The organism is Roseateles sp. (assembly GCF_052436255.1).
GTDB lineage: Bacteria > Pseudomonadota > Gammaproteobacteria > Burkholderiales > Burkholderiaceae_C > Pelomonas.
In genome coordinates this window covers 49,890-64,747 of record NZ_JBQVNP010000002.1, presented here as the reverse complement: position 1 = coordinate 64,747, position 14,858 = coordinate 49,890, and the positions used below count along the sequence as shown (strand labels likewise).

General features: G+C 63.4%; 15 protein-coding genes. 12 read left to right on the top strand and 3 right to left on the bottom strand.

Annotated elements, in window-relative coordinates; translation table 11 throughout:
- The first annotated feature begins 96 nt into the window (after positions 1 to 96).
- The 12 genes from ACT6S0_RS00980 to ACT6S0_RS00925 all read left to right on the top strand — a co-directional run bounded on the left by ACT6S0_RS00980 (position 97) and on the right by ACT6S0_RS00925 (position 11,771).
- A complete protein-coding gene (locus ACT6S0_RS00980; protein WP_444762048.1) occupies positions 97 to 1,509 on the top strand; it encodes a hypothetical protein in 1,413 nt (470 codons plus the stop codon).
- A 102-nt stretch (positions 1,510 to 1,611) separates the two neighbouring features.
- A complete protein-coding gene (gene gspG, locus ACT6S0_RS00975; RefSeq protein ID WP_444762047.1) occupies positions 1,612 to 2,091 on the top strand; it encodes a type II secretion system major pseudopilin GspG in 480 nt (159 codons plus the stop codon).
- Positions 2,088 to 2,495 (top strand): prepilin-type N-terminal cleavage/methylation domain-containing protein, encoded by a 408-nt coding sequence (locus ACT6S0_RS00970; protein WP_444762046.1) that lies wholly within the window; start codon positions 2,088 to 2,090, stop codon positions 2,493 to 2,495. The genes gspG and ACT6S0_RS00970 overlap by 4 nt, the downstream gene beginning before the upstream one ends.
- 11 nt (positions 2,496 to 2,506) lie before the next feature.
- Complete coding sequence (locus ACT6S0_RS00965) at positions 2,507 to 2,944, top strand: type II secretion system protein (RefSeq protein WP_444762045.1); 438 nt, start codon at positions 2,507 to 2,509, stop codon at positions 2,942 to 2,944.
- Positions 2,941 to 3,555, top strand: a complete 615-nt coding sequence (locus ACT6S0_RS00960; RefSeq protein ID WP_444762044.1) for a PulJ/GspJ family protein — start codon at positions 2,941 to 2,943, stop codon at positions 3,553 to 3,555. Before ACT6S0_RS00965 ends, ACT6S0_RS00960 begins: the two co-directional genes overlap by 4 nt.
- Positions 3,555 to 4,568 (top strand): general secretion pathway protein GspK, encoded by a 1,014-nt coding sequence (locus ACT6S0_RS00955; protein ID WP_444762043.1) that lies wholly within the window; start codon positions 3,555 to 3,557, stop codon positions 4,566 to 4,568. The genes ACT6S0_RS00960 and ACT6S0_RS00955 overlap by 1 nt, the downstream gene beginning before the upstream one ends.
- The gene (locus tag ACT6S0_RS00950) at positions 4,489 to 5,649 is read left to right on the top strand and encodes a hypothetical protein (protein WP_444762042.1); all 1,161 of its coding nucleotides are present in this window, start codon (positions 4,489 to 4,491) and stop codon (positions 5,647 to 5,649) included. Before ACT6S0_RS00955 ends, ACT6S0_RS00950 begins: the two co-directional genes overlap by 80 nt.
- Positions 5,646 to 6,257, top strand: a complete 612-nt coding sequence (locus ACT6S0_RS00945; protein WP_444762041.1) for a GspMb/PilO family protein — start codon at positions 5,646 to 5,648, stop codon at positions 6,255 to 6,257. The genes ACT6S0_RS00950 and ACT6S0_RS00945 overlap by 4 nt, the downstream gene beginning before the upstream one ends.
- A 10-nt stretch (positions 6,258 to 6,267) precedes the next feature.
- The gene (locus ACT6S0_RS00940) at positions 6,268 to 6,702 is read left to right on the top strand and encodes a hypothetical protein (RefSeq protein WP_444762040.1); all 435 of its coding nucleotides are present in this window, start codon (positions 6,268 to 6,270) and stop codon (positions 6,700 to 6,702) included.
- Positions 6,695 to 8,875 (top strand): secretin N-terminal domain-containing protein, encoded by a 2,181-nt coding sequence (locus ACT6S0_RS00935; RefSeq protein ID WP_444762039.1) that lies wholly within the window; start codon positions 6,695 to 6,697, stop codon positions 8,873 to 8,875. Before ACT6S0_RS00940 ends, ACT6S0_RS00935 begins: the two co-directional genes overlap by 8 nt.
- Positions 8,872 to 10,554, top strand: a complete 1,683-nt coding sequence (locus ACT6S0_RS00930) for a GspE/PulE family protein (RefSeq protein ID WP_444762038.1) — start codon at positions 8,872 to 8,874, stop codon at positions 10,552 to 10,554. Before ACT6S0_RS00935 ends, ACT6S0_RS00930 begins: the two co-directional genes overlap by 4 nt.
- A complete protein-coding gene (locus ACT6S0_RS00925) occupies positions 10,554 to 11,771 on the top strand; it encodes a type II secretion system F family protein (protein WP_444762037.1) in 1,218 nt (405 codons plus the stop codon). The genes ACT6S0_RS00930 and ACT6S0_RS00925 overlap by 1 nt, the downstream gene beginning before the upstream one ends.
- Here the strand turns inward: ACT6S0_RS00925 and ACT6S0_RS00920 are convergent.
- Genes ACT6S0_RS00920 through ACT6S0_RS00910 form a run of 3 tightly spaced genes read right to left on the bottom strand, consistent with a single transcriptional unit; the run spans position 11,748 to position 14,853 of the window.
- Positions 11,748 to 13,289 carry a sulfatase-like hydrolase/transferase gene (locus ACT6S0_RS00920; protein ID WP_444762036.1) on the bottom strand — a complete coding sequence of 514 codons (1,542 nt, stop codon included), beginning with the start codon at positions 13,287 to 13,289 and terminating at the stop codon, positions 11,748 to 11,750. The two genes, ACT6S0_RS00925 and ACT6S0_RS00920, sit on opposite strands and share 24 nt — an antisense overlap.
- On the bottom strand, positions 13,286 to 14,668 hold the full coding sequence (locus ACT6S0_RS00915) for a class I SAM-dependent methyltransferase (RefSeq protein ID WP_444762035.1): 1,383 nt from the start codon (positions 14,666 to 14,668) through the stop codon (positions 13,286 to 13,288). The genes ACT6S0_RS00920 and ACT6S0_RS00915 overlap by 4 nt, the downstream gene beginning before the upstream one ends.
- On the bottom strand, positions 14,668 to 14,853 hold the full coding sequence (locus ACT6S0_RS00910) for a hypothetical protein (RefSeq protein WP_444762034.1): 186 nt from the start codon (positions 14,851 to 14,853) through the stop codon (positions 14,668 to 14,670). The genes ACT6S0_RS00915 and ACT6S0_RS00910 overlap by 1 nt, the downstream gene beginning before the upstream one ends.
- Between the last annotated feature and the right edge of the window lie 5 nt (positions 14,854 to 14,858).

Genomic DNA, 14,858 nt, shown 5'->3' with positions numbered 1-14,858 from the left:
GCTTGAAAACGGGGTCTAGAATGCCGCGGCGTGTTGTAAACGCGTGTGATTCGCGAATCATCGATCTCTTTCCATAACCCTTGTGGAGTTCACCGAATGAAAAAATTTGTGTTTAAGGCGACCGCTCTGGCGATCGGTGCGCTGGTTGGCGGCGGAGCGTTTGCCTCGGTCAACCTTGACACGGCCGTGACGACCGGTACGTTTGCCAAGGAGTTGAACTACAGCTCGGTGGCTCCCGGTGTCGCAATCGCTGCCGGCCAGACCATCACGACCAAGCTGGGCTTTGGCGTCAGTGGTGGTCAAGACCGCTATATTCGTGTTGACCTCGGCGGCGCTAAGCTGGCAGCTGCAGCAGCAGGTGGCGACGTAGTCAACGGCACGCTTGCGTTTGCGAACAGCATCGTCGTCCAGGGCGGTGCAATTGGCGACGGTTACGTGATTTACCAGGTCACTGCAGCCCCCGCAGGCCATGCTCAAAGCGATGCTGTGACGATCACGTTGCCCGCGCTCCATGTGACTAACGGCAATGCTGCGAACGTCGTCGCGACGTATTCGTTGTACGAGACTGCCGTGGCTGCAGTGGCTAACGCCACCTCGACCTGGTTGTACAGGAACTTTGGCGACCTGTTGAAGTTTGCGACGGGTATCAAGTTCACGCTGACGACCAATAACACGACGGCGTCCGTTGAGCAGTCGTTCAAGAAGTTCACCGCTGGCACCACCACCGGCGCGACCCCCGCGACCGCTGACGTCCTGACCGCCCGTATCGGTTCGTTCACCTATGGTGTGGTGACTGGTGTGTTGAACACGGCCGGCACGCAAGTGCAGCTTGAAGATTTGGTCCAGGCAACTACCAAGGTCACGTTCGTCGGCGATTTCGGCGCTGCTGGCTCGTTGAGCACGTCTACTGACGACTGCGCGACCAATTTCACCGCCCAGACTCTGAATGCTGGCAAGACAACGGCATCGTTCACGTTGCCCGTGACTGGCCAGGCTGACACAACGCGTGCCCTGTGCTATGTCGTGACCGGTAACACCGCAGTTACGGCCCAGTCGGTGACTGCAATGCTTGACGTGACCGCTGCAACAGCTGCGACCACTGCCGACATCGCTGCTGCCACGATCGGTACCATCGACCGCGACGGTACGGAACTGCAAGCCCCGTTTGCGTCGATTTACGGCCCGACTACTAATGGCAACCGTGCCGTGTTGACGAGCCAGCACTCGGCCGATGCTTCTGTGGTGGCTTCGGCAATCACCGAAGACGGTGTGACGTGCACCGCCGGCACCACCGACTTTATGCTCAAGGCTGGCAAGCAGTTGTTCATCGACGCAAAGACGGTCTGCCCGTCGTTGAGCGCCGCGAAGACTCGCTTCGCCCTCAAGTTCATCATCGCTGCCCCGAACAACAAGATTTCGGGCGTGTACAACTCGTACACTTATGATCCGACGACCGGCGTTGTGACTGACACTTCGTCCTACCCGCTGCTGCGTCCGGGCACAAACTGATCATTTGACAGTGGTCAAGGGCGCCTTCGGGCGCCCTTTTTGTTTGTGCACCGCAGGTTCGCTTTGAAAGTCCCCAACTAAAATTCGACCGCTTCAGCGTTCATGGATTTCCAGATGACCCGAATGTTCAAGGGTGGGCTACTTCAACGACTGGCCGTATCCGCCGGCTTCACCCTGCTTGAGATGCTCGTTGTGCTTGTGATTATTGGCTTGCTGGCCGGGCTGGTTGGGCCTCGCTTGTTCAGCAAGGTCGATCAATCGAAGGTCACTGCGGCGATTACGCAGGCCAAGATGCTCCGGGGTGCAGTGGAAAGCCTGCGTCTCGACATCGGGCGGTATCCGCTGCCCGAAGAGGGGCTTGCGTTGCTAACGAAGCCTCCGGCCGAGCCGACGTTGGCCAGCCGCTGGCGCGGGCCGTATCTTGACGGAGCGCTACCCGAGGATCCTTGGGGCCAGCCTTATCAATATGCCCTTCCCGGCACTGACGGTCAGCCCTTTGCGTTGTTTTCGCTCGGCGGCGACAGCAAGCGCGGCGGTACGGGTGACGCAGCTGACGTGGGCGTGCTTCCGGCTGTACAGTGAGCAACCGTCTCCAGCCCAGTGAGGCGCACGCGTTTCGCGGCTTTACCTTGCTGGAGATTCTTGTAGTCCTTGTCTTGCTAGCCCTGGCTGCCGGGCTCGTCGCGCCTGCGGGGGCGCGGTGGCTGGACGCCGCCCGGCAGCGTGCATGGCAGGGCGACCTGCGCGCACAGTTGCTGGGTCTGCCCCTGCGGGCTTTCCATGAAGGACGGGCCTTGCAGCTGGACGCGCCTTCGGTGAGAGCACTCGTACCGGAGATTCCCGCCGACGTGGTGATTCATCTATCAACGCCATTGCGCTATGGACCTACGGGCGCTGCAAGCCCAACTGAGATTCGATTCGGCAGGCCTGGTGCACCGCCGGAAGTCTGGCGCGTCATGGCGGTCACTGGCGACGTGCAGGACTGAAGCCGCCGGGTATGAAATCGCACGGACGCGGCTTCGGTCTGCTGGAGGCGATCGTCGCACTGGTCATCCTCGCCAGCGCCGGGTTGGCCTTGTTCGCCTGGATTGGCCAAAGCCTGGGGGACGTCAGGCGTATTGAGGACGCGCAGGCCCGCGCAGCGCTACAACTGAAGGCAGTGGGACTGGTGACCAACATCAACCCGTTTGTTGAGCCCAAGGGTGAGAGGCGTGTTGGTGCGGTGCGCATTCGTTGGACATCGGAACTCATCGAACCAATGCGCTACAGCCTGCCGTTCGCCGGAAGCAAGAGCCCGATCTGGGAGGTCGGTTTGTACCGGCTTGATGTCGTGGGCACGGAGGAGTCGACGGCCACGCGTGTCGAATTCAGTATCGAGCAGCCCGGGCTGAACGCGCTGGCTGTTCAGCCGAGGCGACGGGAAGACATGCCGTGACCGAATGTTGGGGGCAGCGTGGATTGACGCTCCTGGAGATGCTGATCACCTTGGTCATCGCGACCATGGTGGCAACGCTAATGTCCGAAGGACTCTTTCAGTTAGGGCAGATCGAACGGCGGCTGGGCACCGGGCAGTTGGAGGCTCGGATGGAGAGTCTGCATGAACTCTGGCTGCAGCAGTCCCTCGAAGGTTTGCGGGCTGGCATACCAGGCACGCCCGACGAAGCGCGAGGCGGCCCTCGCAGGCTGCAGGGCGTCAGTAGCCTTTTGCCGCTGGTCGAGCCGGCTGGGCCGATGCCGTTCGCCCTCGTGATGACCTATAACGCGTCCACCAATCAGACGGAGCTCGTCATGGAGGTGGGCTCGGCGGAAAAGCGCGTACAGACCGCCGTCCTGGCTCGCTGGAGCGGAGATACGGGGCACTTCAGCTATATGGACCAGAGTGGCGCGTGGATGCGTGAATGGTCGTCGTCTCAGCTCCCCAATACACCGCTTCTACCGAAAGCTATTGCAGTGCACTGTGCCGCTGACTCTGCGCTCGTTGTCGCAGCCATGCAAGCGTCGGCGCAGAGCTTGGGCAAGCGGGTTGAGATAGAGAAGCTTCCTTGATGAGAGCCTCGGGAGCCTCCGTTCGCCAGGGCGGTTACGTCCTCATCTTCGTTGTCGCGTCTCTTGCGCTGGTGGCTTTTGTTGCCGCGCGGTTCGCGTTGCGCTTGGATGCGCTGCGAGAACAGGCCTTGGCGATGCAAAACCTGGCGCAGGCCCGACTGCTGGTCGAAAGTGGGAAGGCCCGCGCCTTGTTCTGGCTGAGCACGCGGCCAATCGGTCTCGCGTCGTCAGGTTTTGCTGATGAGCAGCCGCTGGTGCTAGACAACCGAAGCTACGAGATGCGCAACGGCGCCTGGATCCGAGTACAGGACGCCCGCGGGCTGCTTTCTTTGAATGTGCCTCAACGCCAGCGGTGGCTTTCAGCACTGATAGGCGCGGGTGCTTCCCTAGATCAAGCGAGCGCGATGATTGACGTACTGCTCGACTACACCGACACCGACTCGTTAAAGCGCCTCAACGGTGCCGAGACGCGCGACTACGCCTCGGCCGGCCTCGCGATGCCGCGGAACGACTGGATACTTTCCGTCGATGAAACCGCATTGATGCCAGTTTGGGCCGCAAATGCTCCGTTGCGTCAGCAAATACTGCCGTGGACAAGCCTAACAAGAAATGATTTGTTCAATCCAAATACCGCGCCATTGGAATTGCTTCGCACCCTTTGGCCAAAGGTGTCGCCCGATCAATGGATTCTCTTTGACCGATTGAGAAAGACGTCACCCTTTGTTGATGCGACGGCCGCGATTGCTGCGACGGGCATCGCTTTTTCGCTAGATGACAGTGTGCTCTTCCACGCCAGCAACGAAGTGCGCATGCAGTTGTGGGCCCCGGGGCTGCCGATGGCGGTCGAATACACTCTGTCGATTCTGCCGACAGGGGCCTATGCGCCCTGGCTGATTCAAGAAATCCGCCGGTCGGATCGATTCGCCGCTCCTGATGCCCATCAAGCCGCCAAGTTTCCTGACGCGAGCAAAGACCTCGCTCGACCCGCTCCGTCTGCCCCGCCTTCTTTGTGACCGGCTGGAGTTGGGCGCGCAGGGCTCGCAAGCGCGAGGGCTCACCTTGATCTCGCGCGCAGTGGCCCGTCACCGCGCGTTCGATCTTTCGGCGCTCCCCGAAGCGGACCGACTTGGGGCGTTGCGTGCGCAGATCGCCGCTTGGGAGCCGCTGCCGGATGCGCACTACCTGGTCAGCTGGCAGGGGCCTGTTGCGCAGGCATTTGCCATCGAGAGACTGCGCCTTGAGCAGGTCGGCGTGAAGAGTCCGGTCTGGTTGCCCGAAACGCTGGCGCGAGAGCCGTTCTCGCATGGGGTGCGGCTGTTGCGAGCGCTCGACGGATTCGAGGGGCAGGCCTGGAAGGCAGGCATTTTGCGGACCACCCGGTGGTGGGCGACTCGACCGTCCTCGCAAGAATGGTCGTTGTTCTTACGGCAGGCCGGTTGGCCCGGTGCGGCGGACGGTACCGCCCCGGAGATCGAGTCGCCCGCATGGCAAAAACCTGGACGCTTGCCTGTTCCGGCCGATCAGCTCGGCCGGGGCGGGCAAGGCAGCGAGCAATGGCTGGCCGGTATCTTGGCCCTGGTGCTGATCGGCTTCGGCGCGATGTCAGCGCGAGCGCTTTGGGAGAGCTTCGACTCACGTCGGCAGGCGCAGGTAGCGCTCGCCGAGATCAAAGTCGGCGTTGCCCCTGTGCTGGCTGCACGCGACAAGGCCTTGGCCGCGGCAGACGAGGGTGCAGCACTGATCGCGCATTTGCAGGCGCCGCGCCCTCTCGAAGTGCTCGAGGAGTTGCTTCGACTGCTGCCCAGCACGGGTCTGGTCCGTGAAGCGGACATCCAAGGCATGGAAGTGCGTGTCCTGGTCGACCTGCCCGCTGACGTATCGCGCAGCAAGGTCATTGCGGGACTGGAGGCGGGGGGGTGGTTTACTCAAGTCTCCGAGGCACGGGATGGGCAACCTCGCGGCGGCTTGGACCTGCAGATGAAGCTGTCTGCCGTGTCGCCGCCTCAACGTAGCAATGCCGATGCTGGGTTGCAGCGCCTGAGCGAGGAAGGTTTGCCGCCTGGACCGCCCGGCAATGCGGGGACGAAGCCGTGAACGTCGACATAGCAAAGAACCTGCAAGCCAAGTTGGGCGAAGCCTGGCTTCAGGCGCTCCGCGAGTGGGTAGGCAATGCGCGTCTGCGGTGGGGCGGTCGGTTGATCCTTGCAACGCTCTGGATCTGGCTTTCGTTGCTAGCGCAGGATCAGGCAGCGGCATGGCGTGTGCAAAGCGATGAAGCACAAGCGCAGGTGCAGAGGCTGAGTTCTTTGCGGTCCGAATCAGGCTGGCCACAGCGTGCACAGGATGCGCGCCTGCAGCTTGAAAGCGCACGAGCGCTGCTTTGGACCGCCGCCAGTCAGGGCCAGGCCGAGGCCGCGCTCCAGGACCGATTGCGCGAAATGGCGGCCAAGGCGGGCGTGACGATTCGCGAACTGAGCATCGCCGCCGGGGACGGCAAGCCGACGGGCGGTGGCGCCCGCCCCTTGCGCGTCCGCCTGAATGTCGACATGAGCAATCGCGTGGCTCTGACGGGCTTCCTGTCCGAGATCAGTCAGTCGCCGCAGTTGATGATCGTTGACTCGCTGCGCCTGCGCCCCCAGGCTGCTCCACCTCGGGCCGAACTTGAAGTCCGCGTTCTGTATCGCGAGGCGAAGGCGTCCTGAGATGATGACCTTGCGGAACAAACTGCTGCTTACGGTGGTCGTCGCGCTGCTCGGCTGGTTCGGTGGGGCGACAACAGCTGAGAAGCCTGCGGTCCTCGTGCAGCCGCGCCGCGACGCTTGGCACCTTCCACCTTTGCCGAAGGCCGAAGGTTCGACGACCAGGGCTGCCATCGTCGCAACTTCGCCGCAATGGGGAGCGGCCAAGGCGGCAAGTGCCGCCGATGCGCAGGAAGAAGCGCCTCGCTGGCGCCTCGCAGGCGTCTATGGCCGAGGGAAGCAAGGCGGCGTGCTGATTCTGTACGACGCCGATCGCAAGCCAGCCGAGCGCTTGAAGGTCGGCGAAAAGCTGCCCAGTGGACATGTCATTGAGTTAGTGGACGGCAATCAGGTTCGCGTCCGTCTTGGAAAGAAGCGCGAGACCTTTGGAGTTGAAAATCGTGAATGAATACCTGAGAGCCATGCCGGCATCGGCTTTCTGGAGGTGCGCCTTCTTGACCTTGGGTGTGACCCTTTCAGGTTGCGCGCCGATGGAGCCTATCGTCCCGCCGCCACTGGCGACCTCCAGCCCCGAAGCTGCTGCCTCCTCGCCTTTCGGAACTGCCGAGACTCCGACACCGGGCATGCGAGTCAACAATCTGCCGACGCCGCCCGCACTGACTTCGAGCAACTACGCAACCAAGCGCAGCGCCGCAGATGCCAAGGTCAGCACCGACATCGAAAGCCGGCAAGCTGATGAGGTCGGCGCAATCAACCTCCAGCAGGTGCCGCTGCCGAACTTCGTGCAAATCGTCTACACCGAAATGCTCAAGCGCAATGTCAACATTGATCCGGCGGTGGTTGCCCGCAAGGATCTGGTGACGTTTCGTGCACCTGCTTCTCAAAGTGCTGCGCAGCTTGAGACGGCGATCATGCTGCTCTTGAAGAGCTACCAAGTGGCCGTTGTCGACGTTGGCGGCCTGGTGCGTGTGCTGCCGGACAACGCCCAACTCGGCAATCTGCCCGAGATCCGTCGCAGCGAGGCTTTGCCAGACACACCTCTGCCGTTGCGGCCTATCTACCAGCTCGTGGAAATGAAGTCGGTCCGGCAAAACGAGGTCGCCATGTGGCTGAAGACGCTCTTTGCCAACCGCGTGACCATCCAGGAGGACGTCACGCGAAATGCGCTCCTGCTCAATGGCACGCCGGACAACATGCAAGCGGCGCTCGAGGCAATCCGCGTTCTGGATCAGCCGTTGATGAGCGGGCGCCGCAGCGTCGCCCTGACGCCGGCCTACCTCTCCGTCGACGATCTGGCCAAGCGCCTTGTCGAGGTTCTGACCGCGCAAGGCTATGCGGTGGCGCCGCTGGGGCCGTTGCAGGGTGTTCGCTACCCCGTGACGCTGCTGCCGGTGAGTGCGGTGAATTCGGTCTATGTCTTTGCGGTCAGCGACGAAGTGCTCAAGCACGTAGAGCAGTGGGCTCGCACGCTGGACAAGCCCAGTGAGCGCGGAGTCGGCAAGAACTTCTTCACCTACCAGGTCCGACACAAGGATGCCGGGGATTTGGCCAAGACACTGGATCAACTGCTCAGCGGCAGTCGTGGGCGGGTCAGCGCGACACCGGCTCAAGGCAGCGCCACCTCGTCCGGCAGCGCCACTGCGCGATTGACATCGGTTGTGGTGGACCAGTCCAGCAACATGCTGATCTTCCAGGCTGAGCCCGACGAGTATTCGCAGATCAGCTCGCTGCTGCAGATGTTGGATCGTCCGGCCAAGGCCGCGCTCATCGAAGTGACCGTCGCGGAGTTGTCGACCATCGACAGCAGTCAGCTTGGGATCGAATGGCTGGCCAGCCATGACTACGGCAACGGCAACATTGGCCGCTACGGCACGCAGGGCGGCACCGGCATTGGCAGCTCCGGTTTCACTTTCCGCCTGTTGAACGCCGCAGGCAGCGTGAAGGCGGCTCTGAACGCGCTGGCGTCCACCAACCAGGCAACCATCCTTTCAAGCCCTCGTGTGCAGGCTCGCAACGGTGAGCAGGCGACGATTCAAGTAGGCCAGGAAGTGCCCATCATCACGAGCCAGCAGACGACGACCGGGACGATCACGACGCCTACCCAGGCCGGCATATTGCAGACGGTCCAATACCGCAGCACGGGCGTGATCCTGCGCGTCAAGCCGGTCATCCATTCGGGCGACCAGGTCGACATCGAGGTGGAGCAGGAAGTCAGCGCCGCGGCTGCGACCAACACCGGGGTCAACACCTCGCCGACCTTCAGCACGCGCAAGCTTTCAACGAAGATGACCTTGCGCAATGGCGCCACCGTGATGATGGGCGGTCTGATCTCTAACGACACCACCCAAGGCAACGCCGGTGTGCCGTTCCTGAAGGACATTCCGCTGATCGGCAACCTGTTCAGCACCCGCACCAGCGGCGGCAATCGCCGTGAGCTGGTGATCCTGATCACGCCTTACATCCTCAACGACAGCAGCGAAGCCGAGGCCATGACCGCCGCCTTCCGCAAGCAACTGGGTGGTTGGGCTGACACGGTGACCAAGCCCGACGGGTCTGTTGCACCCAACCGCCCGCTGCTCGATTTGATCGCCAAGCCACCGGCTGGGAAGGCTGGTTCGTGAGCTCATTGAAGCTGATTGGCGAACTGCTGATCGAGCGGGGCACGGTCAAGGCGCCCGAAGTCGAGAACGCGCTGCTGGTGCAGACCAGCAAGGGTGGGCGGCTCGGCGAGATCTTGGTCCGTCTCGGCGCGGTGTCCATGCAAGTGCTCTACGCTGCCTTGGCCGAGCAACTGGGCTACCCGCTGTTGATGGCCAGCACGCTGGACGAAGACGCGATGCGTTCAGCCATGGCCAAGTTGAGCACGCCTGCGGCTTGGTGGCTGGACCGCCATGTGCTCCTTTGGCGCGACGACGAAGGTCTGTGCGTGGCAAGCGCTGATCCGCTCGATGTGGATGTAGCTGAAGCGCTGGCCGGCGAACCGCACGTGAGTGCGCTGCGCTGGCACCTGCTGCTGCCCGCCGATGCGGAGATGTGGGCTCAGCGGCTGCGCACATCACCACAGAGCCTCGGCGCGGACGCGCGAAGCCTGCGGGAATTGGCCGAAGACGCGCCAGTCGTCGCTTTCGTCAACAACACGCTTGCACAGGCACTCGAGGCGCGCGCCTCGGATATCCACATCGAACCGGGCGAGCGCGAATGCACGCTGCGCTTCCGCGTTGACGGTGTGTTGCATACGCGCAGCAGTCTGGGCATGGACCGCTACCCTGCCATCGCGTCGCGAATCAAACTCATTGGGGGCCTGGATATCGCCGAGAGGCGGCTGCCTCAGGATGGCCGCATCTCTACGCGCGTGGCTGGCCGCGAGGTCGATATCCGGATATCCGCGATCCCCGCGGTGCATGGGGAGTCGCTGGTACTGCGCCTGCTGCCCAAGGAGCGCGGCGATATCGGCATGCATCGCATCGGCATGGAGTCCGATCACCGCGCCCTGTTCGAGCAGTGGCTGGGTTGGCCCAACGGCCTGGTGCTTGTGACCGGCCCGACCGGTTCGGGTAAGAGCACCACGCTGTACAGCGCCCTGGCTCACATCAACGACGGTGTGCGTAAGCTCATCACGGTCGAGGATCCGGTCGAGCTCCGGCTTCCGGGCGTCGTTCAGATCCAGACGCAGGCAGATATCGGCTACACCTTTGCGAGGGCCCTACGCTCTATCCTTCGACATGATCCGGACGTCATCATGGTCGGTGAGATTCGGGACCGCGAGACTGCCGAGATCGCCATCCAGGCCGCATTGACCGGTCACCTCGTACTTGCAACCGTTCACACCAACGACGCGCTGTCGGCCGTGAACCGGCTTGTCGACATGGGCATCGAACCCTATTTGGTCGCTGCGGCCCTGCGGGCCGTAATGGCCCAGCGCCTGATCCGCCGCCTCTGCGCCGTTTGCGCCAAGCCCGGTGGGGATTCGGCGAGCCTCCAGCAGCGTTGGCAGGTGCTCAAGGAACGCCTGCCAGCGCTTCACGATGTGCCTGCAGAGCCGCCTGAATGGCGAGCAGCAGGTGGCTGCGAAATCTGCGGCGGAACGGGGTATCGCGGTCGCCTTGGAATTTATGAACTGGTGACGGTCGGCGCAGCGATGCAGCACGAGATCGCACAGGGCGGCAGTTCCGAGCGCTTGCTTTCCATCGCTCAGGCCGATGGGCGACGCTCCATGGTGGATGATGGACTGATCAAAAGTGCACGTGGACTGTCCACCTTGGACGAAGTGTTGCGCGCCGCCAGCGAGCACGGCGGGTGATGGAAAGCTTCAGCTACCGTGCGCAGGATGCTGCGGGCCACATGGTCAGCGGGCAGCTTGAAGCAAGGGATTCATCTCAGGCGGCGCGCGAGCTGCTGCGACAGGGGCTCACCCCCCTTGATCTGAAAGCCCTGGACGCCCCGCCTGAGGCAGTGATGCCGCAGGCCGGTCGCGTACCCGGCCGCCTGACGTTGGCGGACAAGGTCGTGATGCTGCGCGAACTCTCGACCTTGCTGGCCGCGGGCGTATCCCTCGACGAAGCATTGGTGTCGCTGGCAAGCGGGCACACGGGTGGCGCCATGGGGAATGTCATGGCGCGTGCTTCCCGCACCGTCCGTGAGGGCGGCAGCTTGCACGATGCTTTGCAGGCCAGCGGGCTCTGCCTGGCCGAGCACTTGATGACGGTGGTGCGTATTGGCGAGGCCAGTGGCGACCTGGCCACCGCGCTCAATGATTGCGCTGAACAGCTGGACGTGTCGCGCCGCATGGGGCAGGAGCTGCGCAACGCGATGGTCTATCCGACCATCCTGGTGGTGGCGGGCCTTCTGGCAGTGTTGATCATCTTCATCGGTGTCATCCCCCGCTTCGCGCCACTGCTGCGGGGCGCGCGTCGTCAGATGCCCGAGTTTTCGGTGTGGGTGATCGAAACGGCCGTCTATATGAAGGCCCATGTGCTGGAGCTCGGGCTGGGCATGGGTATCTTGGCGGCTCTGCTGGTGACCCTGCTGGCGCGGCCCAGCTTCAGGCGTGCGCTGCTCGAACGGGCTGCTACGGCGCCCGTGCTCGGGCCGTGGCTACGGGACGCCGAAGTTGGACGTTGGGCGCTGTTGATGGGCACGATGCTGCGCAACCGTGTGCCGCTGCTGGACGCGCTCAAGCTGTCACGGGGTGCGCTGCAACTGCGCGAGTTTTCGCTGCTCATTGCCTCTGCGACGCGCGAACTCGAACATGGACGAACCCTGTACGACAGCTTGCGCCATTCGGCCTGGATTCCTCCGACGCGACTGAACCTGATCAAGGTCGGCGAGCGGGCTGGCAGCCTGGATGCCATGCTGACCTCGCTTGGCAGCATGCAGGCGGAGGCGGCCCGTGAGCGTCAGAAGCGGGCCATGTCCCTGATCGAGCCGATTGCCATTCTCGTTATCGGCGCTGTCATTGGCATGCTGATGGTGGCCGTGATGATGGCAATCACCTCAATGAATACCGGCGCCGCCTGAGCGCGGCGGCACGGGCGCTGGTTGCTGCTCGAAGAAGCGCGCCACGTCCTGCGGTGATCGAAGGCCCCCTTCCGTCAGCCCAAGAACCAGGTTACGCGCGGCCAGCAGGCTGATGGGCGACTGGTGGCGGATCGCAGGCCGGCTGCCGCTGAACCAAACGATCAGGGGCACGCGCTGGTCGGCCGTCTTGCCAACATGCCCGCTTCCTGGGCCGCGCTGCTGCTCGTACATGGTGGACCACAGCTCGCGCTCGCGCAGCCAGTGATCAGACGTCAGCACGAGTGTCGACTCTTCGCCCTGGGCGGCGAGCCGCTGGCGGACTGCCTCGATCAACTCGGCGGTCAGCTCCAGGTTGGCCCGGTAGTCCTGGCGCAGATCCCGCGGCGCGCGTTGTGCCATGGCGCTGGGTGGATGAGGCACATTGATATGGATCCAGATCACCGCATTGGCGCGATCTTCCACCGCTTTCAGGGCTTCATCGTGCAGGCGGTTGTAGGTCGCATGCCACTGCTGCAGGAACACCGAATAGGGAAAGTCGAATTGCCCGCTGCGCTTGAACACCCGCTCGAACTGGGCCTTCCATCCCTGGAAGAACTGTACGGGTTCAGCATGGCAGGTGCGTGCGGTGGTGATCAGCGCGCAGTAGTCGTGGTAATAGCCGACGACCGCATGGCTGATGTTGCGGGCCTTCAGGTCGCTGAAAAGCTGCGGCGTCTGCGGGCCCCAAACCTCGCCGCTCTTGCTGCGCAGCGAGGCCTTGCCGCCGAGGTCGATTTCACCGAAGGGACGGCCGAACAGCATGCCCGGAATCGACTCCAGCGTGTTGGGCCCTGCTGGCAGGGCGTTTTGAGCAAAGAACGACTGCCTGAGAAATCCCTGCATCGCCTCGCGTTGGAAGAGGCCTTCACGTTCGGAGATCTCCATGTCCCATTCATCGAACACGATCACAACGGTGCGACGCGCGGCAGGTCCCGCCGCAGCCGCGCTGACGCTGTCACGCGCTTGCGGCGAGAAGGTTCCCATCAGATAGCCCGGCATGCCAGGCTGTAGCGCGAACAGCGTCACCATGGCCAGGCAGGCCGCATTGCACAGCCGTGCCGCCGACTCCGCACGCATGCGCCACGCGATGATGATTGCAGCGATGGCACAACCGAGCATGGCGCCAGCCTTGGCCCAGCCGGGCAAAGGCAGCGAGGTGGCCAGCGATTGGCGGAAGACCTGGAACAGTGCCACGAAGACCAGCGTCAGCAGCAGTGCACGCGCCATTCGGGCGCTGGAATGGAGGGCGCGGTCCGGACGATCCAGCCAGCCGCCGAGAGCGCCGAAAAGCGCCACCGCCACCAGCAGCAGATGCCCCTCCCGCAGGAAGCTGCCTGGTTCGAAAGACAGATAGAGCGAGTAGGTGTAGCGCAGGATCACGTCGCCCACGCCGATCGCACCCAGGCTGATGAAGCTCAGCAGTGCGTAGCGCAGCGCTTGGCGCCCAACAGGTCCGAACTGCGCCTTGCTCAAGCTCATGGGGCGTGCGCGCTGCGGCGGCGCAGGCGCAGCAGCTTGCGATGTTCCGAGATCTGCTGCTGGTCGTGCAATTCGAACCAAGGTTCGGCACAGCTCAGCACGAAGGCGACATCCCAATGCTGGTAGAGGTCCATGTTCGGCCCTGCGAGCTCGATGAAGCGTGGATCGTCTCGCGGCACAAACTCCAGCAGCAGGGTGTCACGGCAGCAGTCGGCAAGGACTTCAAAAAGCTGCGTCGTGGGTAGTCGCTCGGTCACGGTCAGGTGGTGGATCACGGCCAGCGCCAGCACCAGATCGAACCTTCCAGCGAAACGCTGTGGCAAGCCCAGCGTCTCCGCCAGGCGCCAGCCCGTGGCGGGCGTGGGTTGCGCGAAGTTGGCATGCAGGCACTGGACAGGCACGTTCAGGCGCCGGGCCTGGATGTGCAGATCATGCAGGGCGTTGACGTCATCGTCCAAGGCCAGCACTTGGCTGCCCGCGCGTGCCGCGATCAGCGAGAACTCGCCGCTGTTGGCGCCGATGTCGAGCACGCGTCCACAACGGCCTTCGCTTAGCAAGGCCTCGACTGCCTTGCGCTTGGCGGTCAGCTCAACGGCCTGATAGTGATCGCGGTTGCCGGTGTATTCGCTCCAGGTGCTCAAGCTTCTGCCGTGTGACTCGAGGCGGTCGATGAAGCGGCCCAGATTGCCCAGCAGCCAGGGGGTGCCGTCAGCACCGCCCGCCTTGCTCGCGCCAGCGGCCTTTTGGTCGCTACGAATGCGGCGGCGCTCCAATCGGGCGGGCAGTCGCACGTGTAGCCACATCGCCAGTCCCAAATGGGCGTGCCAAGGGATGAAGGGAGCGATCTCGACGGCGCGCAGGCCGTCGCGGTGGGCCAGAAAGATGTCTCGCGGCGTGCGACCCAGTTCGGCCACGGCGAGCAGCGGCAGCACGAAATGACGCACGAACTGGCCGTAGGCCAGCCAGCCCGGTGGGTCGGCCGGTTGGCGGCGCTGCAGCGACAGCAGGTCGCAGAAGACGGGCTTGCAGCCTTCGAACAGCACATTGCTGGTGGCCGCGTCCTTGAGGTTCCAACCCGCAGCCCAGGCGCGCCGCTGGATTTCCAGCGTCAGGCGCGCGGCATCCGCCAGCATGGCCGGTGTCCACTCGAACGCATAGGTGGGCATCTCGACGCGGCGATGCCGAAGCAGCAAGCTGCCATCTGCTTGAGGATGCTGTTCTTCAACCCCGATCAGCAAGCCATCCCGGACGAGGTCGGCGTACAGTGGGCTGTCCAGCAGTTCGGCGGTCGTCGCGGCGGCGTGCGCTTGAACCCTTCGCCAGACCTGCTGCCCGTCATCCTCGACATTGCCGTCGGGATCCCGGAAGCTGACCCGCATCAGGAGCGGTCCCGGTTCCAACGCCGCTTCAGGGCGCGCCAGATCTCGCGAGGGTTGCGGATGTAGTAGACGAGCCCGACAGCCGCCGCAATCAAACCCTGGATGATGAGGTGGGCCGAGCCCCCGTCGATATAGGCATAGGCCGGTGCGGTGCCTGCCAGCAGCAGCAGCAGAACCAGGAGCACTTGGC

Bases quoted from the DNA above. Each gene is read 5' to 3' on its own strand.
- ACT6S0_RS00980 (WP_444762048.1), top strand. From the start codon at position 97: ATGAAAAAATTTGTGTTTAAGGCGACCGCTCTGGCGATCGGTGCGCTG.
- gspG (WP_444762047.1), top strand. From the start codon at position 1,612: ATGGATTTCCAGATGACCCGAATGTTCAAGGGTGGGCTACTTCAACGA.
- ACT6S0_RS00965 (WP_444762045.1), top strand. From the start codon at position 2,507: ATGAAATCGCACGGACGCGGCTTCGGTCTGCTGGAGGCGATCGTCGCA.
- ACT6S0_RS00955 (WP_444762043.1), top strand. From the start codon at position 3,555: ATGAGAGCCTCGGGAGCCTCCGTTCGCCAGGGCGGTTACGTCCTCATC.
- ACT6S0_RS00950 (WP_444762042.1), top strand. From the start codon at position 4,489: ATGCCCATCAAGCCGCCAAGTTTCCTGACGCGAGCAAAGACCTCGCTC.
- ACT6S0_RS00925 (WP_444762037.1), top strand. From the start codon at position 10,554: ATGGAAAGCTTCAGCTACCGTGCGCAGGATGCTGCGGGCCACATGGTC.
- ACT6S0_RS00920 (WP_444762036.1), bottom strand. From the start codon at position 13,289: ATGAGCTTGAGCAAGGCGCAGTTCGGACCTGTTGGGCGCCAAGCGCTG.
- ACT6S0_RS00915 (WP_444762035.1), bottom strand. From the start codon at position 14,668: ATGCGGGTCAGCTTCCGGGATCCCGACGGCAATGTCGAGGATGACGGG.